General features: G+C 44.0%; 19 protein-coding genes. 11 read left to right on the top strand and 8 right to left on the bottom strand.

All coding sequences use genetic code 11. The features are described 5' to 3' along the window. Positions 1-172 precede the first annotated feature (172 nt). The 8 genes from K8O68_RS09580 to K8O68_RS09545 all read left to right on the top strand — a co-directional run bounded on the left by K8O68_RS09580 (position 173) and on the right by K8O68_RS09545 (position 6450). Positions 173-1387, top strand: coding sequence for an ABC transporter substrate-binding protein (locus K8O68_RS09580; RefSeq protein WP_230896671.1), 1215 nt, complete (start codon positions 173-175; stop codon positions 1385-1387). After that, positions 1374-2252, top strand: a complete 879-nt coding sequence (locus K8O68_RS09575) for an ABC transporter permease (protein ID WP_230896670.1) — start codon at positions 1374-1376, stop codon at positions 2250-2252. Before K8O68_RS09580 ends, K8O68_RS09575 begins: the two co-directional genes overlap by 14 nt. Further along, positions 2249-3052, top strand: coding sequence for an ABC transporter permease (locus tag K8O68_RS09570; RefSeq protein ID WP_230896669.1), 804 nt, complete (start codon positions 2249-2251; stop codon positions 3050-3052). The genes K8O68_RS09575 and K8O68_RS09570 overlap by 4 nt, the downstream gene beginning before the upstream one ends. A 14-nt stretch (positions 3053-3066) precedes the next feature. After that, entirely contained in the window at positions 3067-4092 is a 1026-nt protein-coding gene (locus tag K8O68_RS09565) for an ABC transporter ATP-binding protein (protein WP_230896668.1), read from the top strand. A gap of 20 nt (positions 4093-4112) precedes the next feature. Next, positions 4113-4694, top strand: a complete 582-nt coding sequence (locus K8O68_RS09560; RefSeq protein WP_230896667.1) for a CDP-alcohol phosphatidyltransferase family protein — start codon at positions 4113-4115, stop codon at positions 4692-4694. A gap of 166 nt (positions 4695-4860) precedes the next feature. Then, complete coding sequence (locus K8O68_RS09555) at positions 4861-5262, top strand: rhodanese-like domain-containing protein (protein WP_230896666.1); 402 nt, start codon at positions 4861-4863, stop codon at positions 5260-5262. Positions 5263-5449: 187 nt separating this feature from the next. Then, the gene (locus K8O68_RS09550) at positions 5450-6082 is read left to right on the top strand and encodes an FMN-dependent NADH-azoreductase (protein WP_230896665.1); all 633 of its coding nucleotides are present in this window, start codon (positions 5450-5452) and stop codon (positions 6080-6082) included. Continuing rightward, positions 6079-6450, top strand: a complete 372-nt coding sequence (locus K8O68_RS09545; protein WP_230896664.1) for a hypothetical protein — start codon at positions 6079-6081, stop codon at positions 6448-6450. Before K8O68_RS09550 ends, K8O68_RS09545 begins: the two co-directional genes overlap by 4 nt. A gap of 46 nt (positions 6451-6496) precedes the next feature. Here the strand turns inward: K8O68_RS09545 and K8O68_RS09540 are convergent, their stop codons facing one another. The 4 genes from K8O68_RS09540 to nikC are packed head-to-tail and all read right to left on the bottom strand — an operon-like array spanning position 6497 to position 10377. Then, positions 6497-7510 (bottom strand): ABC transporter ATP-binding protein, encoded by a 1014-nt coding sequence (locus K8O68_RS09540; RefSeq protein WP_230896663.1) that lies wholly within the window; start codon positions 7508-7510, stop codon positions 6497-6499. Continuing rightward, on the bottom strand, positions 7476-8513 hold the full coding sequence (locus K8O68_RS09535; RefSeq protein WP_230896662.1) for an ABC transporter ATP-binding protein: 1038 nt from the start codon (positions 8511-8513) through the stop codon (positions 7476-7478). The genes K8O68_RS09540 and K8O68_RS09535 overlap by 35 nt, the downstream gene beginning before the upstream one ends. 31 nt (positions 8514-8544) lie before the next feature. Further along, a complete protein-coding gene (locus K8O68_RS09530; RefSeq protein WP_230896661.1) occupies positions 8545-9465 on the bottom strand; it encodes an ABC transporter permease in 921 nt (306 codons plus the stop codon). 15 nt (positions 9466-9480) lie between these two features. Beyond that, a complete protein-coding gene (gene nikC / locus K8O68_RS09525; protein WP_093055721.1) occupies positions 9481-10377 on the bottom strand; it encodes a nickel transporter permease in 897 nt (298 codons plus the stop codon). 437 nt (positions 10378-10814) lie between these two features. Here nikC and K8O68_RS09520 point away from each other — a divergent pair, with 437 nt between their 5' ends. After that, positions 10815-12467 carry a glutathione ABC transporter substrate-binding protein gene (locus K8O68_RS09520; RefSeq protein WP_230896660.1) on the top strand — a complete coding sequence of 551 codons (1653 nt, stop codon included), beginning with the start codon at positions 10815-10817 and terminating at the stop codon, positions 12465-12467. A 504-nt stretch (positions 12468-12971) separates the two neighbouring features. Then, positions 12972-14333 (top strand): aspartate kinase, encoded by a 1362-nt coding sequence (locus K8O68_RS09515; protein ID WP_230896659.1) that lies wholly within the window; start codon positions 12972-12974, stop codon positions 14331-14333. 379 nt (positions 14334-14712) lie between these two features. On the opposite strand, the gene K8O68_RS09510 is transcribed toward K8O68_RS09515, so the two are convergent. From K8O68_RS09510 to metA, 3 genes are all read right to left on the bottom strand, one after another. Then, positions 14713-16122 (bottom strand): sodium/glutamate symporter, encoded by a 1410-nt coding sequence (locus tag K8O68_RS09510; RefSeq protein ID WP_230896658.1) that lies wholly within the window; start codon positions 16120-16122, stop codon positions 14713-14715. Between the two features lie 77 nt (positions 16123-16199). Further along, positions 16200-17657, bottom strand: a complete 1458-nt coding sequence (locus tag K8O68_RS09505) for an alpha-amylase (protein WP_230896657.1) — start codon at positions 17655-17657, stop codon at positions 16200-16202. Positions 17658-17771: 114 nt separating this feature from the next. Then, positions 17772-18686 carry a homoserine O-acetyltransferase MetA gene (gene metA, locus K8O68_RS09500; RefSeq protein ID WP_230896656.1) on the bottom strand — a complete coding sequence of 305 codons (915 nt, stop codon included), beginning with the start codon at positions 18684-18686 and terminating at the stop codon, positions 17772-17774. A gap of 179 nt (positions 18687-18865) precedes the next feature. Between metA and K8O68_RS09495 the strand changes: the two genes are divergently transcribed. After that, positions 18866-19639, top strand: a complete 774-nt coding sequence (locus K8O68_RS09495; RefSeq protein WP_230896682.1) for a Cof-type HAD-IIB family hydrolase — start codon at positions 18866-18868, stop codon at positions 19637-19639. 238 nt (positions 19640-19877) lie between these two features. On the opposite strand, the gene K8O68_RS09490 is transcribed toward K8O68_RS09495, so the two are convergent. Continuing rightward, entirely contained in the window at positions 19878-21116 is a 1239-nt protein-coding gene (locus K8O68_RS09490; protein WP_230896655.1) for an NAD(P)/FAD-dependent oxidoreductase, read from the bottom strand. Positions 21117-21284: the final 168 nt, after the last annotated feature.

The following is a 21284-nucleotide window of genomic DNA, read 5'->3' as shown; positions in this document are numbered from 1 at the left end:
TTATACTGTTTTATATGTTTTAAAGAACTCCTTCTTCCATCTAATTTAAAGCTTTAATAACTTGTCTCAAACGGCACCTGAAAATAAATAGGGTATGGGCTGCTTCTGATAAAGCATAAACTTAAATAACTTTATATATTTGAAAATAAAAAAATTAGCGGAGTGTGAAAAGATGAAAAAAGTGATACCGGCTATAGGTTTAATGGCGTCTGTGCTGCTGGCATGCGGCCAGGATCAGCAGGAGGAGGACGCAGCACACGGTTTAGAGGGTAAAGATTGGGACGACATAGTCAGTGAAGCTGAAGGTTCGGAAATAGGTATTTATATGTGGGGAGGAGATGACGGAGTTAACCAGTATCTCGATGAATTTGTTGCTCCTCACCTTGAAGAGGAATATGATATTACCCTTACACGCTATCCGATGGATGCGCCTGACTTCTTATCCAAACTTATGACGGAAAAAGAAGCAGGCCAAAATGAAGGGTCGGCAGATCTTCTCTGGATTAACGGCGAAAATTTCAGAAACGCCAAAAATAATGATTTGTTATATGGAGAGTTTACATCACACTTGCCAAACATGGAAGACTACATTGGTGACGATGCGCCGTTCGTCCATTTCGATATGGGAACGGAAATTAACGGGCACCAGGCACCGTGGGGCAATGTTCAATTTGCGTTTCAATACAATTCAGATATGGTAGAAAATCCGCCTGAAACGATGGAGGATTTGATTGAGTGGGCAATCGACCACCCTGGCCAGTTTACTTACCCTAATGTGAATGATTTTACAGGAAATGCCTTTGTCCGGCATGTCATGTACCATGTGGCAGACGATCCTGAGGAGCTGGAAACATTTAATGAAGAGTGGCTCGAAGAAAACAAGGAAGAGGTTTTTGACACTCTTCGTACATTTAAAGAGTCCCTTTGGCGTAACGGACAGACCTATCCTGAATCACTCTCACATCTGGACCAGCTTTATTCAAACGGGGAAGTAGCATTTACAATGGGTTTTAATGAGCACCGTGCTGAAAGCCTTATCGAAGACGGCATTTTCCCTGAAGCAACAGAGACCGTTGTGCTGGAACCAGGGTCGATCAGTAACACCCACTATTTATCTATTCCATTCAACAGTCCTGAACCAGAGGCTGCGATGGTTGCGATAAACTTTATGCTCTCTCCTGAAGCCCAGATCAAAAAATTAGATCCTTCCATGTGGGGAGAGGGCACAGTTCTGAATGCTGAAAGTATTTCAGAGGAGCAGGTACAGGAAATGGAGCAAATAACCGGTCCGGCAATCGTAGAGTCAGAGGATATTCTTCCGGAACTCGACTCAAGATACCATGACTGGATTCTGGAACATTGGGAACGAGAAGTTGTCCAGCAGTAAGTTAACCAGCCTGAAACCTTATTTTTATTTGCTTCCAAGCCTGCTCGTTGTTTTTTTCTTTGTAGGCTACGGTCTTTACAGCGCTGCAAAAAGCAGTGTAGCTGTGGAAGAAGGCCAGCCGTTTTACTACCATTACCAGCAGCTTTTCCAGGAAGGTGTTTTTCTGAATGCCCTGGCAGTGAGTATTTGGGTGGCGTTTATTTCGACAGCTGTGTCTCTCGTGATCGGTATCTGGATGACACGCCATCTGGTCCGCTTGTTTAAACAGGACCACTGGAAATTTATCGCCTGGTTTCCTATGCTTATCCCGCATTTTGTGGCTGCTTATATAGTCTTTTTATTGTTTGCTCCAAGCGGGTGGTTTTCCTCGGTGGCATTCCAGTCAGGATGGCTTGAAAATATGAGCCAGTTTCCGTTATTAGTTAATGACCCATACTATATAGGTGTGATTCTCACGTATATATGGAAGGAAATTCCTTTTGTCATTCTTATGCTTCTCCCTGTTTATCAGGAAATGGATATGAGATATGAAGATGTAAGCCGGACGTTGGGCGGAAACGGCTGGACAGTTTTCAAAACAGTGGAATTTCCATGGGTCTGGCCAGTTTCCCTGGAGGTATTTCTGATCCTGTTCGTATTTGTACTCGGTGCGTTTGAAGTACCCGCCCTGCTCGGTGTTACTTACCCGAAAATGATCCCGGTGCTTGCTTATGACTGGTTTTACCAGGCTGCCTGGGTGAATCGGCCGCTCGCTCATGCGATGATGGTCTTTCTGTCGGCAGTGTCACTTGCTGCAGCCTTCTTTATCCTGACTTTCGCCCAGAGATGGCGGAGCCGCTGGGCGATGAGGAGGGAAGAAGCATGATTTTTAACAGAAAAAAAGCGGCGCAGGCGGTATGGTTTACAGGATGCATTCTGCTCTTTGTCGCGCCTGTGGTTATCATGTTCATAAAAAGCGTCAGTTTTGGCTGGTCCTGGCCGGAATGGCGTCCTGACCAGTTCAGTCTGCGCGCCTGGGAAGTGATGTTCAGGGACCCGGCACTTTCCAGATCACTTTACGTTACAGTAGCTGTAGGGGTTAGCGTCGTACTCATAAATTTTCTTATCGCTGTGCCCTCGGCTTACGCCTTAAGCAGATTTTCGTTCAAAGGGAAAGGAGTAGTGGAAGCTCTCCTTATGATGCCTATTTTAATTCCTGTCCTGGCGATTGCTATGGGCATGCATTTAACTATGATCCGGCTGGGACTGACAGACAGAATAACCGGCGTCATTTTAATTCATTTGCTTCCAACGCTACCTTATGCAGTAAGAGTTTTGAAAGCAGGATTTGACAGGCTGTCCTTTGACTGGGAAGAACAGAGTGCTGTTCTCGGCGCAGGACGGTGGACAACGTTTTGGACGGTGGTTGTCCCTCTGATCATACCAAGTCTGCGCAGCACCGCAGTGCTTGTCTTTGTTATTTCCCTCAGCCAGTACGTGCTGACAGCGATTATCGGGGGAGGGAAAGTGCTTACTTTGCCTATGATTTATTACCCTTATTTTAACAGTGCCGATGAAGCGGTGGTGGCAGGATTTTCTGTCTTGTTTGCACTCCTGCCGATTGCTTTTCTGATCGTGTGGGAAGCTGTAATAAAAGGGTATTTATTTGTAATCCGTAAACCTTAAGGAGGGATCAGCTTATGCTGATGAAACTGGAGAATGTCTCAAAGGTCTTTGCTGATCTGACGGTATTCCAACATTTAAATATAGAAGTGAATAGAGGAGATATTATCAGTCTCGTCGGGCCTTCAGGATGCGGGAAATCGACTCTTCTCCGTTCTATAGCTGGTCTTTCCAGAGTGTCATCAGGGAAAATATATATAGACGGAAAGGATATGACCTCTATTAAAGCAGAACAGCGACCAGTCGTGCTTATGTTTCAGCAGCCGCTGCTGTTTCCTCACTTAACAATTTTGGAAAATGTGACTTACGGTTTAAAATACGGGAAGAATAAAAAAGCTAAGAAAGAACGGATCGAGCGGGGAATGAACCTGCTGGAAAAAGTGGAGCTGGAAAAGCTCTCTGGCCGGTATCCTAATCAGCTTTCCGGAGGGCAGCAGCAGCGGGTGGCCCTTGCCAGAGCCCTTATTGTCAATCCGTCTCTTGTTTTACTCGATGAACCATTCAGCAGCCTGGACCCTGAACTGCGTACTTCCATAAGAACCTGGGTAAGAGACTTTCTGAAAAGAGAAGGAGTAACAGCTGTCTTTGTTACTCATGACAGAGAAGAAGCGATGATTATGGGTGACAGGATCGCAGTTATGAAAGATGGCAAGTTTCAGCAAATAGGTGCTCCAGAAGAGGTATACCAGCATCCGGATAACGAAGAAGTGGCTGAAATGTTTTCTGAAGGCCTTTATGTGGAGGGCAGATTTATCTCTGCGGGAAAACTCTCCCTTCGGCCTGTAAGCAGACTTCTTGCCAGTGATTCACAAAAGGCAGAGGGAATCATCCAGTCAAAATTTTTTAAATACGGTTTAACGTTTTATCACGTTCATATTCCTGAACTGAACCAGTCTGTAGTTATCCAGTCAAACAGCAAGTTTAATGATAAAGAGGCTGTTCATGTCTGTTATAAGCGGCCCAGTGTTGAAGCGTGTGACACTGGTAAGAAATCGAATTGGCGCACACAGTCTCAAAAAAATGAACAAAAGATTTCTCGATAGGGAAAAAGGAAGTGGAAGTCATGCTTGATACGAAAGCCCGCCATCTGGTAGAGCCTGCCATCAGCCAGTCGGCAAACATATTTCTGAAGATTGGCCTCACCGCAAACCACGTCACAGTAATCGCATTTATTATCGGGGTAAGCTCCGGTGTTTTTATCTATTTAGATCAGCCTATACTGGCACTTGCTGTGTTATGGTTTTCAGGATTCTTGGATGTAGTGGACGGGACGATGGCCCGTAAAACTAAAACCTCGCCTTTTGGAACTGTTCTGGACGTCACTTTTGACCGGCTCGTTGAAATTAGTGTCATTCTAGGCCTTGCCTTTCGTTTTCCTGAAGCTATGTGGGTATTGCTTCTGCTAAGCGTCTCAATTATATTTTGTATGACAGTATTCTTAACGGTCGGGGCTGTAGCTGAAAAAAGCGGTATTAAAACATTTTATTATCAGCCTGGACTGGCTGAACGGACTGAAGGCTTTATACTTTTTTCACTGATGATTGTTTTTCCTGATTATTTGATTGCGATCGGCCTTATTTTTCTTGGTGTAGAAATCTTCACTGCGGTTCAGCGTTTAACAGAAGCAGGGAAGATACTGAAGTAGGACAAGCCTTATAAGAACCTGGCCAGGCGTCAGCGGCTTGTCTGTTAATTGACACTTATATGCCATAGTTATTATTATAAAAAGTATTTAAAAAGTGTTATAATCTCTCTGTACAAAAGTGCTTGTTTGTATTAGCTTTAAAGAAGGCATCAAAGGGGAGATTAAAATGAAGCATTTATTAATTTTATTTACTGGGCTTATTATTGTGGCGGCCGCAGCCGGCTGTTCTGATTCCGATGCAGAAACCGGGGATATGAATGAAATGTCGGCAGAAGAGCTGCAAGCTGAAGTGGAAGAAGGCATGGAAGAGGATACGTTTTATCTCGATGTCCGTGAAGAAGATGAATTTGCTGAGAGTCACATACAAGGATTTGAAAATATTCCGATGAATGAAGTGATGGAAGACGCGTCCATGCTTCCTGAAGATCAGGAAATCGTTATTCTTTGCAATACACAGAACCGCAGTATTCAAGTCGGTGAATCGATGATTGAGCAAGGCTTTGATGTGGACAACCTAACAATTGTAATGGGTGGCATTTCTTCTTATGAAGGAGAAAAAGTTGAATAAATGATGAGCGTGGGTCAGGGGCTGTCCTCAAAATTAGACTTTTGAGGTCAGCCTCTTTGTCATCCGGAGGCAAGCCAGTTGCCTAACCGCTATTCACCGGGGCCTGAAGCAGGTATAATCGCTTTAAAAGAAGAGTTTACAGGTAACTCCAGCAAGACAGATAAAAGCTTTATTAGAGGAGGTTGTAATGAGTCTATTATTTGTAACAGCAAACCCGAAACAAGTACAAGAGTCATACAGTTTGCAGCTGGGAGACTATTTTCTGGCTGAATATTTAAAACACCGGCCGGCAGAAAAAGTGGAAAAGCTTGATTTGTTTGATGCAGATTTGCCGCCGTTAAAGAGAGAAGAATTAGCGCTCTGGGAACGGCACGGAGAGGGCTCAGGAGAAGAGGGATCTGTTTCGAATCCTTACGTAGAGCAGTTTTTGAAAGCGGATATAATAGTATTCGTTACACCCTTGTGGAATATGAGTTTTCCTTCGCAAGTAAAAGCCTATGTGGACCATCTGATCATTCCCGGAAAAACATTCAGGTTTACTGAAGCCGGAATTGAAGGACTCATGCAGCATAAAAAAATGGTTCACATCCAGTCACGAGGAGGCGTCTATTCAGAAGGCCCCCTGAAATCCTTAGAACACGGTGACAGCTATTTAAGGACTATTTTCGGGCTTACAGGCATCAAAGATTATTATCACCTTTTCATAGAAGGAACAAGCACCTTTCCTGAGGAAGTAAAAGGCCGGATGATGAAATCAAAAGAACAGGCAAGTCAATTAGCTGAAACACTGGCTTTAAGCGGTGAAAGGGGAAAGGAATGATGAAAGTATTTTATTATCCATTAAAAACACCGGTAAAAGTAAACGTTCTTGCTGCAGGGGCAAAACATACAAAACTTTTTCTCGATGATCAGGAGCTCCTTACGTTCCATGAAGTAATCATTCCTGTTGCTGAAAAGAGCCGACTTGTTGAAAATGTAGAAAGAGAAGGGAATATTTATGATGCTCTCGTACTGACAGAGCTGACTTATTTAACTGGCTACGGGATGATTGAAGATACTATTTCTCCTCAGGAAGCGGTTAAGGCAATTGAAGAAAATGACGTAGAGTTTGAAGAAGTAGACAAACCTTTTGATACGCAAACAAGAATTTTATACTTCGAAGAAAAGTTAGCTGACAGTCTTCATTAAAAAAAGCCCGGTATGGAATTTGCTTCCATTACCGGGCTTTAAGTGTTTAATAATTAGGCTTCATTTCGCCTGATTCAATTTCTTCAATGTAGTGGCACGCTGCCTGGTGGCCGTCCACCATATGTTCAGGAGAAGTCCGCAAGTCAGGTATTTCTTCAATACACTTATCAGTTGCGAATGGACAACGTGTATGGAAGCGGCAGCCTGATGGCGGATTAATTGGTGAAGGTACATCTCCTTTCAGGATGATCTGCTCCTTCTTCTTCGTCGGATCGGGAACTGGGATCGCAGATAACAATGTTTTTGTGTAAGGGTGTTTAGGGTTATCAAATAGCGATTTCTTATCGCCAATCTCAACAATCTTCCCGAGATACATAACGAGTACCCGGTCAGATATATGGCGTACTACCCCTAAATCGTGAGCTATAAATAAATAAGTTAAGTCCAGTTCCTTCTGCAGCTTTTTCAAAAGGTTCAACACCTGGGCCTGAATGGACACGTCCAAAGCTGATACCGACTCATCACAAATAATCAGTTTAGGGTCCACGGACAGTGCCCGGGCAATACCGATTCGCTGACGCTGTCCGCCACTGAATTCATGAGGGAAACGGTCCAGCTGATGCGCTCCAAGCCCCACTGTTTCCATAAGTTCAAGCATGCGGTCTTCCCGTTTATTTTTGGGAAGGACATTTTGAATTTCCATCGCTTCGTTTAAGACCTGACGCACCGTTTGACGGGGGTTAATCGAAGCATATGGGTCCTGGAAGATAATTTGCAGATCTTTACGCATTTTTCTCATTTCTGACTTACTTAAAGACAGCAAATCTTTTCCCTGGAATGTCACTTCACCTGAAGTCGGCTCATCAAGACGGAGAATGGCTCTCCCTGTCGTTGACTTTCCGCAGCCGGATTCCCCGACAATACTTAAAGTTTCGCCAGGCTTTACAGCAAAACTGACATCGTCAACCGCTTTTACGTCGTTTACTCTGCGGCCGAAGATTCCTCCCTTTATAGGGAAATATTGTTTAAGATTGTTTACTTTGAGCAGTTCCGTAGTCATCTTGTACATTCACCTCCGGCCCGTCCCATTCTTCTGAATAAATCCAGCATCGGACTTGGTTTTTATCATCAATATTATCTAAAGCTGGCAGGTTGTCTATGCAAAGGTCCCTCGCAAACGGGCACCTTGGAGCAAAACGGCAGCCTTGCGGAAGTTCATCAGGTCTTGGAACCATCCCTTTAATAACTTCCAGTTCATCCTGGTCAATATCATGACGCGGCAGAGATTTAAGCAGGCCGACTGTATAAGGATGTTTTGGAGATTTAAATAACGTCTCCACATCAGCGTACTCTACAATTTTACCGGCATACATGACAGCAACATAATCACAGGTTTCTGCCACAACACCGAGATCGTGAGTGATAAGCATCATTGACATGCCGAGTTCTTCCTGCAGATTGTTAATCAGCCTTAAAATCTGCGCTTGAATCGTTACGTCAAGAGCGGTTGTCGGCTCATCTGCTATAAGCAGTTCAGGGTTACAGGCAAGGGCAATGGCAATCATTGCCCGCTGACGCATACCGCCTGATAATTCATGGGGGTAAGCCTTCAACCGGTCTTTAGGAGATGGAATTCCAACGAGTTCCAGCATTCCCAGAGATTTTTTCAGAGCTTCTTTTTTAGAAAGCCCTTCATGAATCATATAAGATTCAGCAATCTGGTCTCCAATTGTAAAAACAGGGTTAAGGGAAGTCATCGGTTCCTGGAAAATCATAGAGATACGGTTTCCTCTGATACGGCGCATCTCACTTTCCGATTTGGATAAAAGATCTTCCCCCTGAAAAGTAATCTTCCCGCCTTTTATTTTTCCCGGGTCTTCAAGAAGCCGCATGATGGAAAGAGAGGTAATACTTTTACCTGACCCGGATTCTCCAACAATCCCGAGAGTCTTTCCGCTGGGCACATCAAAACTCACGCCATCAACTGCTTTCACTTCGCCTTTACTGGTAAAAAATGAAGTTTGTAACTCATTAACATCTATAATCGTTTTCGGGTTTCCCAACTTTTTTCCCACCTTTCAGTTACGGTGTCCGTTAATCTAATTCAATTCGCTTGTTAAGCACCCTGTAGGAAATATCTACGAGGAAGTTAACAAAAACGAATAACATTGCTAATACAAGCACTGAGCCTTGAACAATAGGGAAGTCACGCATTCGGATGGCTTCAACTACAAATCTGCCCAGTCCGTTTATGGCAAAGACGGTCTCAGTCAGTACAGCCCCGCCAAGCAGGACACCAAATTGCAGACCAACGACGGTCACAACAGGAATAAGCGCGTTTCTTAACGCATGTTTATAGATAACATAACGTTCTTTTACGCCTTTTGCCCGTGCTGTACGAATATAATCCTGGTGAATGACCTCAAGCATGCTTGACCGTGTCATCCTCGCGATAATGGCCGCTCCGGCAGTCCCTAATGTTATAACAGGGAGAAGCAGCTGCTGAGGAGAACCCCAGCCTGAGACAGGAAGCCAGTCAATAGGTAAAGCAAAATATTGGATAAGCATCAGGCCGAGCCAGAAGTTAGGCATCGATAAACCGAATAAAGCAAATATCATAATAAACATATCCAAGAATGAATTCCTTCTTGTGGCCGATATAATACCGGCAATTAACCCTATAAAAATACTTAACAACGTACTGTAAAATGCCAGTTCCACAGTAATCCAGAACCTTGCACCGATTTCACTGCTTACTGCCCGTCCGCTTCGAACGGAATTTCCAAGGTCGCCTTGAGCGGCGTCAGTAACAAATCTCGTATACTGGACATAATACGGATCGTTTAATCCGAGACGGTCACGCATCTGTTCAACTTGTGCTTCATCTGCCCGTTCACCGGCAATAATTTGGGCAGGGTCACCCGGTATGAGGTGCATCATAAAAAATACAACTAAGGTTACGCCTATAATAACAGGAATGGTCTGAAATAAACGTCTAATTGTGTAAACTAACAAAGGGCTTCACCTCTCTTACGATTTAATTTTTGGATCCAGGGCGTCCCTTACGCCGTCACCAAATAAGTTAAAAGCTAATACAACTGCGACGATTGCAAGTCCGGGGAACAGAGCAATATGAGGATGTTCCCACATATAGTTTCTTCCCGCTGCGAGCATGGCGCCCCATTCAGGAGTAGGCGGCTGAGCCCCGAGCCCCAGGAAGGACAGTCCACTCGCTGTTAATACGGCTGTAGCTATTCTAAGTGTCGCCTGCACTATAATAGGTGACAAAATATTCGGTAATATATGTCTGAAAATAATTCGGAAATCAGAAGCACCCAATGCTCTGACTGCATCAATATACTCCAGTTTTCGAACCGCCAGGGTAGATCCTCTTACAATCCTCGCAAATACAGGTATTGAGAAAATAGCTATCGCTATAATAACATTATTAATACTTCCGCCTAATACAGCCACAATCCCAAGAGCAAGAAGGATACCAGGGAAGGCAAGAAAAACATCCATAATACGCATTAAAATAGCGTCTGTACGTTTCCCGTAATAACCGGCTATGATACCAATCAGCACTCCGACAACCATTCCGATTGCTACAGAAGAGAAGCCGATATACAAAGTGATAGACATCCCGTGGATAATCCGGGTGAAAATATCCCTTCCGTGGTGGTCAGTACCGAACCAGTGTTCAGAGGATGGTCCCTGCAAACGGCTGCTGACGTCCGGTGCGTTAGGATCCAGGCTTGTAAAATAAGGGCCAATTATGGAGACGACAATAAAGAATAAGATCAGTATACCGCCAGCCATAGCAATCCTGTTCGTTTTCAGCTTCCTCCACATCGTTTTCATATTTTCGATCTGCGGATTAATACGTTTCGTTTCTTGTGTCGACGCATTAACTGTTGTTTCTGCCATACTCTTAAACCTCTCTTTCATTTAATAGAAATACTTAAATATGAAGATACAGGAAATATTTCACAACTCTTAGTAAAAGGTGAATATTCTAAAAATTCAAGCTATAAATACGTTTATAAAAAGCGAGTACGGGGAAATTATATCATTCTTTTAATTTTTCACAAGGTTTTTTATAATTTTAAAGAATACTATATTCATACAGTAATATGAATAAAATTATACTTTATTCGAGGCGGTCCGTCAAAAGCGCTTATAATCCGATAACAGAGTACCTTTAAGTGCCAAATTAAGACAATTTCTCTTTGTTTCTTTAAAGCGGTGAATTTATATATCTCAAAAATTATAATTTTTAGATTTTTCCATCTTGTTTTTTTAGGACGGTTGATGTAGTTTAGAAATAGTAGTATGCAATAAAATATATTTAAGGGGGATAACACATGTTTAAAAGTAAGTCTTTAAAAGCCGGACTTTTATCATTATCTATGCTTTTGACTTTTGCCGCATGTGCAAGTGAGCCGGATAATGACGGTGGTACAGCTGATCCGGACAATAACGGAGACAATGCCGCCGAGAACACTGATGGCAATAATGAGGGCGGTGAAGCTGAAGAATTAGCAGAGGGAAATGACCTTATTATCGCTACTCTTTCTGATGCTGAAGCAATGGACCCGCACGGTTCAAATGATGTGCCTTCAAGTAACGTGCAAACAAACATCTATGAATCTCTTCTTGCTCAAAACGAAGAAGGGGAAATGGAACCGCTTTTAGCTACAGAATGGGAAGCTGTAGAAGAGGATTTATGGGAGCTGTCGCTGCGTGATGACGTGACATTCCACGACGGCAGTGAGTTTAACGCCGAAGTTGTTAAAGCAAACTTCGACCGTGTCCTCGATCCGGATGTCGCTTCACCGCGTGCTTTCTTATATGAAATGATTGAGGAAGTTATCGTTGTAGATGATTATACAGTCCAATTCCAGACTGAATATCCATTCGCCCCGCTTCCTTCACACTTAGCCCATACAGGCGGCGGAATTATGAGTATGGAAAGTATTGAAGAAGACTACGCGAATATGGAAGACGGCGGACAGCCTGGCGACCATATTAATGAAAACCCTGTTGGTACAGGCTTCTTCAAGTTTGAAAGCTGGAGCCCGGGGGATGAAGTCGTACTTACTAAAAACGAAGACTACTGGGGAGAAGAAGCACAGGTTGATTCTGTCACCTTCAGAGTGGTTCCTGAAGACCTTACCCGTGTCGGTGAGCTGGAAACTGGGGCCGCACACATTACTTTCCCGGTAAGCCCGAGTGATAAAGACCGTATTAATAATACAGATGGCATCAATGTATATGAACAGGAAAGCTTAAGCTTATCTTATATCGGCTTTAACATGGAGAAAGAGCCGTTTGACGATCCTAAAGTCCGTCAGGCAATTTCTATGGCAATCAACAAAGACGACTTGATTGAAGGGGTTATGGAAGGAACTGCAACTCCTGCAGTAGGACCGATCGGTGAGCAGGTATTCGGCTTCACTGATGACGTTGAAGGACTTCCTTATGATCCTGAGAGAGCCCAGGAACTTCTTGCTGAAGCAGGCTATGAAGATGGCTTCTCTACAACAATCTGGACAAACGACAGCCGTGAGCGTATGGACGTTGCTGAACTTGTTCAAGCGCAATTGTCTGTTATCGGTGTAGACGTTGAAATTGAAGTTCTTGAGTGGGGCGCTTACCTTGATAACACTGCTGAAGGTGAACACGATATGTTCATTCTTGGCTGGGTTACTGTAACAGCTGACGCTGACTATGGTATGTATGCTTTATTCCATTCTAACAACCAAGGTTCTGCAGGTAACCGTTCTTTCATGGCAAATGATGAACTGGATGACCTGTTAGACCAGGCTCGTCAGGAAGCAGATCCTGATACCCGTGAAGAGCTTTATAAGCAGGCTATGGAAATCCTCGTTGAGGAAGCACCTATGCTTTACTTATACCACACAACCTATCTTGTAGGTCTTCGTGACGAAGTTGAAGGCTTCTGGAAACATCCAAACGGATTGTACCAGCTTCAGGAAGTCACTATTGAAAACTAATTACTAAAGTGTAAGCGCCTGGAAGCATTTGCTTCCAGGCGTTTTTTTATGTGCGGGTAAACGGAAGAAACAGAGCAGCCGCCTTTCTTTTAGTTTGCGCATTCCGGATGCAAAGTGTTGTGGCCGGAAGGACTGCATAACTAGTGAGGCGGGGGGCATCAATAAAGTAGATTGTTTTTGTAAGCCATGGACCGTATTTCGGGTATATGAGCCACTCAGGTGTCGTGCTGGAGTGCGAGCGGCCCGTATCATAGAAAACAGGTGCCGTGCATTAGTGCCTCCTTTTTCTAATCAAGTCATGCAGGACCGCACGGTGACTACACCTCCTTATATAGTTCTTAAAACATCAATTATTAAAGAAAGAAATTGAAGAAGCTGATTTTCTATCTCTATCTATTGCCGGGAGAAGATGAATCTAGTATACTTATTTTACATTTCTACTGATAAAACACAATTGTATTTTATGTGAGGACAAAATTACTGTATAGAAGGAGTTTTAGACAGATGAAAGTAGTCAAATTTGGAGGAAGCTCGCTGGCCAATGGTACTCAATTTAAGAAGGTGGCTAATATCGTTCTAGCTGATAAACAGCGTAAAGTAGTTGTTGTATCTGCCCCGGGTAAACGGAATCCGGAAGATATTAAAACGACCGATTTGCTGATTTCTTTGGCCAATGAGGTTATCCAAGGTAACAATAAAGAAAATGCGTTATCCCAAGTCGTGGAACGCTTTGCAGATATTGTGGAAGAACTTAATCTGGACCGCGGATTATTATCAGAAATAAAAGGCCATTTAAAAGATCTAATTGAGTCATATAAAGAGGACCCGGACAGATTATTGGACGCTTTGAAGGCTAGCGGAGAAAACCAGAATGCCAAGCTTATGGCAGCTTTTTTTAATCAGCTTGGAGAAGAGGCTCATTATGTTTCTCCTGATGAAGCAGGAATCATAGTTACAGACCAGCCTGGGAATGCCAGAATATTGCCGGAAGCATACGAGGAGCTGTCTAAATTAAGGGATCGCAGCGGTATCCTTGTTATCCCCGGATTTTTCGGTTATTCAAAAATGGGCCATATCGTTACCTTTCCAAGAGGAGGTTCTGATATCACAGGGTCTATTGTTGCTGCAGGGACTGAATCGGAAGTGTATGAGAACTTCACCGATGTTGATTCAATCTACAGTGTGAACCCGAATTTAGTAGACGATCCAAAAGAGATGAAAGAAATAACTTACCGGGAGATGCGGGAGCTCGCCTATTCAGGCTTTTCAGTTTTTCATGATGAGGCTCTGCAGCCTGTCGTAAATAAAAAAATACCGGTCTGTGTTAAGAATACTAACCATCCTGAAGCTGAAGGGACAAGAATCGTTTCTGACCGTTCCCACGAAGGTCTGCCGGTAGTCGGAATTGCAAGCGATAAAGGGTTTCTCAGTATTAACCTCACAAAGTATTTAATGAACAGGGAAGTTGGATTCGGAAGACATCTGTTGGAAATCCTGGAAGGGGAAGGCGTCTCTTTTGAACATACACCTTCGGGCATTGATAATATGTCAGTTATCTTGCGGGACCACCAGTTGAAGAACGGCAAGGAAGAAAGGATTCTCCATAGGATCCGGACTGAACTGTTTGTTGAAGATGTACAGGTAGAACGTGACCTGGCAATGGTTATGGTAGTAGGCGAAGGGATGTACCAGACGGTAGGCATTGCCTCGATGGCTACGGCCGCATTATCGGAGGCAGGGGTTAATATTAAAATGATTAACCAAGGGTCGTCTGAAGTAAGTATGATGTTTGGAGTCGATGCAGATAAGGCAGACTTGGCGGTTCAAAGTCTGTACCACGCCTACTTCACTCCAGTGAAACAGTAGCTAAGCAAGAAAAGGAGGTGCCTTTAAAAGCTAACTTTTAAGGGCACCTCCTTTTTAGGATACCTGGAGGAAATGAGCCGCTCAGGTCGTGCTGAATGGGTGATAAACCGTGAATATGGCTCAAGACGGGGAGTGGAAATACTAAACGGGCCATATGACACGCTCAGAAGGCAGCGCGGCAAATTAAATATTTAAAAGTATAAGCCCCTGGGTAAGCGTACGCCTGGCGGACTGAAGTCATTCCTTTTTCTCAAAAAAACAGCCGAACAAAATTCGAAAATTTGTTCGGCTGATCTTTTTGATTACTATTTTTTTGTCCCAGTCTCTTTATTCCTGGTCCATTTTAGGACTCTCTCTCAGACTGAAAAAATCTGTCAACCTATTTTCTTCCAAAATAAAGTATACCAAAGATTAACCAGAAAAGCGTGACGACAGCTGACAAAATCAGGATAGCTGTCGGGCCGAACTGGAAAATCAGCGGCAGAGAAGCTGCCGTAAAGAGACCGCCGCCTACAAAAGGTTCAAACAAAATCTGTTTATAGCCGAACCCTTCAAGAGCCGGCGTTTTGTTTTCAGGGTCTGCAACTTTCATTAATAAAAGCCCCGTAGCAGTAATACCCGTTGCCTGTCCAAAATCCCCTATACCACGCTCAAACCAGTAAGAAGGGATCATTTTAGGAGCCAGCACAAGGAAAGCAAAGATGTTCCAGATGATGCCTGCTACCGCTAAAGAGACGAACGCGACAATATTTTCTCCAATAACAGCTAAAGAAATCGTCGCTAACGCACTGATAATCAGGACATCAAGCGAGAACCCGCCGATCCGGTTAATCATCTTCCGGTCTATAATTCTGAATTTGTCGAATTTATCTGAAAAGCCCTGGGTAATAATTCCTCCTGCCATGGCAAGCGGGAATAACGGCACATAAATCATTAAGTAAGTTCCTGTCCATGCTCCCCATGTAAAAGCTTCAAGCAGAATGAGGCCTTCAAGCAGAAGCCAGCCGATCAGAATAGCAATTCCTACATAGGCAAGATGAAGAGATAAAGGTTCAATTGATTCCGGCCGTGTGGTCATATCTGCGCCGGAGTCACGGTTGTCTAATTCCACAATCCCGTTTCGGCCGGCACTGGAGAACTTAGCCGCTCCGCCGACATGTTTAGCCCGTCCTGAGCGTGCCCCCCAGTTAATGAGCACAATACCAACGATAACACCGGTAAGAATACCGACCGTGGCGAGACCTACAGCAAGGTCTTGTCCTTCTTCAAATCCTAATTCAGCGAACGTGCCCCCGAGGCCGGCTGCCGTTCCGTGACCACCGACAAAACTGATCTCAATCAGCGCACCAGCAAGAGGATTTACGCCAAAGTAGGGCGTCAAAACAAGCAGTACGAGCAGAAGGCCAACCACATATTGACCCCAGGAAACCATTTGACCCATGGCGACCTGGGGCCCCCCTATGTGCCATACTTTACTTAAACTTGGTAAAGATTTACCAAGGAACAACGTAGCGAAAACAATATTAATAAATAACCCGGGCAGTGTACCCCATACTTCAAGAGTAGCTGCATTGATCAGCCCCTGGGTAAAAATATTATCCTCTGCGGTGAATAACCCGACAATACGCCCAAGCACTTCGGGGCCGACCAGTAAGGCAATAATCCCTGCAATAATAGATGATGGTAAAAAAAGCTGTTGTAACAGCGGGGTATAAACCCGGATCCATTTTCCAATAACGATAAAAAGACCCAAAATAATAAAAGCAAAACCAATTTGTTCAGCAGTCATTCTATTTCCCTCCTTAGGGTGATAGTACCCAAAAACAAGGAAGCAGAAGACAGATTAAGAGATTTTTACACATAATTTTAGTCTTGTTTTATAAAAACGGACACCGTACCGCCTATCACTGGGAAATCACCGTAGCCTTCTGAATCAATATGGACCTCTCCCGGGATATTGCTGGTAATATCTATCCATACTTCTCCCGCCCGGTGTTCCCCTGTGAACATTCTCTTATGGCCGTCATCACCATTGGATAAAACGACCGCACATCCCGATCCGGGTATGTCCAGGTCGCCGAGTCTTACCCAGCCAATCGTATTGCCGTGATCAAAATAATCATGCTGTTCTCCATACGCGTAGCGGTACCGGGCATCCATTAAAGGGTCAAGAAGCTCTTTTTTTCCGGCAATAGGATGGTCGCCGTTTATTCCAACATAATCTCCGTAAAAAACACACGGAAATCCGTCCTGGCGCAAGAGGATAAGAGCATATGCAAGAGGTTTAAACCAGTCTTCAACCCATGACTCGAGAGCCTCATGAGGCTGTGAATCATGGTTGTCCACGAAAGTGACAGCGTGGTCAGGGTGAGTCCCGACCAGAGTATTTTTAAAGATTCCTCTTAGATCGTAATCTTTTCCTGCGTGTGAAGCTTCATGAAAATTATAATGAAGAGGGACATCGAACAGGTCTATCTGATAATCTACGATATCCAGATAATTCTGGCAAGCTTCCAAATCGGGATTCCAGAATTCCCCTACCAGATAAAATTCCTCTCCAAACTCCTCACGCATTTCAGCGATAAAATCAGCTATGAATTCATGGTTTATGTGTTTAATGGCGTCAAGACGGTATCCGTCAGCGCGTGTGGTTTCGGCAAACCACTTCCCCCAGTGCATCATTTCATCTCTTACTTCAGGGTGATAATAATCAATATTGGCGAACATTAAATAGTCATAATTACCGAACTCATCATCGACCTGCTCGTTCCAATGCTTATGGTCTCCCAGAATCCTGTACACACCGGTTTCATCTTCTGCTGCGTTATAATCAGTTCCATTGAAATGATAAAAATGCCAGGTGAAATCTGAATATTCTCCCTGGCGGCCGGGGAAGTGAAACCTCGTCCATCCTTCAATTTCAAACGGATCCGAAATTTCTTCATAGCGGTTGTCAGGATGGACTTCAATGACGTGAAAAACTTCAGTCTCGTCAGCGCCTGCCTTATGGTTCATGACCACATCGGCATATACGCTGATCCCTTCCTCATGACAGGCGTCTATACCTTTAAGCAGTTCATCTTTAGTTCCGTATTTCGTTCTGACGGTCCCTTTCTGATCAAACTCTCCTAAATCATATCCGTCATAAATCCCATATCCGTTATCAGCCTGCGTGATTGCTTTTGCAGCAGGGGGGATCCATACCGAATCTATTCCATGCTTCTTTAGTTCTGGAGCAAGCATTGCGAGCCTGTTCCAGTGATCCCCGTCATTAGCGAGGTGCCACTCAAAGAACTGCATCATCGTACGATTACGCTCTGTCATAGTCTATCACCTGTTTCGTTTTATTTTAGAACATATACAATGGACTTTTTTAAAGCAAAGCACTAAAGTGAAAAGGCGACAGAAGCACGTCTAATCCCCGGCTCGTATAAGGGACTATTCCCATTCGAAAGGCGTCTGCTGGTACACGTAATAGTTGAGCCAGTTGGAGAAGAGCAGGTGAGCATGGGAGCGCCATCTGTTAAGCGGCTCTTCGTTAGGGTCATTATTCGGAAAATAATGGGCTGGGATACGTACGCTTAACCCGCGGTCCAGATCCCGCTCATATTCTTCTTTAAGTGTGGTTGTATCGTATTCCAAGTGACCGGTAGCCATAATATGCTTGCCGTCCTTCGACATAATCAGGAAAGGACCTGCTTCTTTTGAAGATGCGAGAAGAACCAGTTCTTCATGGTCTCGCAGTTCTTCTTCTGGAAGGTTAGTGTAACGGGAATGCGGCGCAATAAATTCATCATCAAATCCTCTGAGGAGTTCAATATGCTTTTCACCGTTATAAATGCGGTGGCGGAAAATGCCTGAACATTTTTCACGCAGAGGAAATTTATTAATTCCGAAATGGTGGTAAAGTGCCGCCTGGGCACCCCAGCAAATATGCAAAATGGATGTGACGTGCTCGTCTGCCCAATCCATGATTTCTGTCATCTCTTCCCAATATTTCACTTCCTCAAACTGAAAGTGCTCAATTGGTGCCCCGGTAATGATCATTCCGTCAAATTTCCGGTGACGGATACTGGAAAAGTCAGCATAAAACTCCTCCATATGGGACTGACTGACATTTTTTGGCGCATAGGTCACTGTTTTAAGGAAGGTAATATTTACCTGTAGGGGGGAGTTCCCCAAAAGTCGCAGCAGATGGGCTTCAGTCTTCTGCTTTTCAGGCATAAGGTTCAGGATGACGATGTTTAAAGGACGAATATCCTGTGTGACAGCCCGTTCATCATCCATAATGAAAATATTCTCTTTTTCAAGAACTTTTCCGGCCGGCAGTTGTTTTGGTATATTAATTGGCAATGGGAACACCTCCTGCACAAGTTTGAACGTTTAGAATTTTCATAAACATTATTATAACAGTTGAAACAAAATCTACAATGGTTTTTGCCTGAAAGGCCACATGAAGTCTTGCCTCATGTGAGGAAATTCACTTATAATGAGGGCATTGCATCAGAGGAGAGGAGAAGGTGAGGAAATTAATGGGACAAAAACTGATTTTTTTTGATATTGACGGAACACTGCTCGACCATGATAAGGCATTGCCTGCAACAACGGAACAGGCGGTAAAACAGCTGAAAGACGAGGGGCATTATGTGGCTATAGCCACTGGAAGGGCGCCTTTTATGTATAAAAGACTGCGCGAGAAGCTCGGAATCTATACTTTTATAAGCTTTAACGGCCAGTACGTGGCATTAGAGGGCGATCCTATTGTAAGGAATCCTCTAAACAAGAAGGAATTAGCCCGTTTTACTGAGGCAGCGGTAGAGCATGATCACCCTGTTGTTTATATGGATCATGAAGACATGAAAGCCAATATTCCTTACCACCCTCATATTGAAACGAGTATTGGCTCTCTGAAGTTTGAACATCCTGCTTACGATCCGGCCTACTTAGAAGAACGGGAAATTTACCAGGCGTTATTATTTTGTACAGCAGATGAGCAACAGCCATATGAGGAAAGGTTTGAAGCGTTTGATTTCATCCGCTGGCATGAATTCTCGACGGATGTTCTGCCTTCGGGAGGTTCGAAAGCGAAAGGTATTGAAGCTGTGATGAATCGACTGAACATGAAAAGAGAAGACGTGTATGTTTTCGGAGACGGTCCAAACGATTTAGAAATGCTTCAATTCACAGATAACAGTGTGGCCATGGGGAATGCTTTGCCGGAAGTGAAGAAAGCTGCAGGATTTGTAACAAAAGATGTAGATGATGATGGCATTGTACATGGTTTAAAACATATGGGATTATTATAAGTTAAGTCCGCTGCTTCCTCTGTGAAGCAGCTTATTTTTTGGCCGTTAATTACCATTGTACCTTCCATCCGGGGCGTGAGTGCCGGGGTGTCGTTATGAATGCGACCTATCAGTCCGCGCGGGCGCTTTCCTCTGTCCGGCCGAGGCTCAGGGCAATCGCCAGGATAAAAGCCCCCGGAGGCTGTGCCTGGCTTCCGGGGGCAAAACGTTTAAAGGGGACCTCGTCATAAACATCTTATTAAGAAGAAGGTGCGCCGGCAGGCTTTTTTCTCATCGGCCGGTCCTGGGCGTAAAGCTGTGCATCTGCTGATTTTCCAGAAATTATTTTTTCCGTGATTAGTTTTGCGAGAATCATGCTGTAAACCGTCCCGTTATCTCCGAATCCAAAGAGGAAAATGGTATGGGGAAATTCAGGGTACTCGCCAATAATTGGAAGACCGTCATGGGTTCCTCCGTAAAAAGCTGCCGAGTAATAATCCGGCTCCACATGAATTGAAGGAAAGTACCTGTTAAAATCTTTAATAAGAAGATCCCGTTTATTTATGAGTTTGCTGTCCCTGATTTCAGGATAAGCGGTTGTCTCGTCCATCCCTCCGATAATCACCCGGTTGTCAGCGGTCGTCCTGATAAAAGTATATGGCCGGGCTGTTTCCCAAATGAGGGATCGTTCATGCCATTCTGATAAGTTTGTGACCGGCTTTGTAGTGACAGTGTAAGTACTCACGAAAGCCGTATTTTTTTCTTTCTTAATATCGGTTCCTTCATAACCTGCTGAAATAATAACCTTCTTCGCGTGAATAAAATGGCCATTTTTAGTCCGGACAGTCACTTTATCAGTTTTATGTTCCATCCCATTCACTTCTGTTCTTTCAAAAATAGGGGTCCCTTTCCGGAAGGCATATTGAAACAGGCTATGGGTAAACTTAAACGGGTTCAGTTCCCCGTCTCCGTATGAATAAATGGCCGAATCCCTCGAAAAAGGATATTTATCAGATATGTCTTTTTTAAGCCAGAAATCGAGCGGAAAACCGTGTTTCTTCAGCAGATCTGCTTCCTTTTTTAGCCTGGGGGTATCTTTTTCGGTACTTGCAAGGTAGAGGCTGTTACGCCGTTTAAAATCGAAAGGGGCGGGGCAGATAGTCTGCGCCTCCTCGATCTCGTTTATAGCATCACGGCAAAGCTGGAGATGGCGGGCAATATAGTCTGTATCAAATGCATTAATTAAATCCCCGAACAGCCTTTCTCCCGCATACTGAATTAAGGCAGTATTAGCCGCCGTACTCCCGTGGCCGATTCTGTTTTTCTCAACCACCACCACATCCAGGCATTTATCAGCGAGATAATACGCGCACTGAGCGCCCGAAGAACCGCCGCCAATAACCAGCACATCACAATTCAAATCCTCATCCAATTCAGGGTAGGACGGCGCGTCCGGTATAGTCTCAGGCCAGTAATACGTTCCCGACTGAAGATTCATAAACAACTCACTCCTTTCAAAAGTCTCAGTTTAGTATGTGTAAAAAACTGGGGGGTCTGTCCCATAACGATTGCACGTAAGTAAAATAAATACACTAATGTTAATATATGTAAACAATATTTTGGGTTAATTTTAAAAAAAGGCGGACGAGGCATATAACGACCTTGT

The sequence above is a fragment of the Salipaludibacillus sp. CUR1 genome, from assembly GCF_021028955.1.
Lineage (GTDB): Bacteria > Bacillota > Bacilli > Bacillales > Salisediminibacteriaceae > Salipaludibacillus.
The sequence above is the reverse complement of the archived record's forward strand: the minus strand, read 5'-3'. Positions and strand labels throughout refer to the sequence as shown.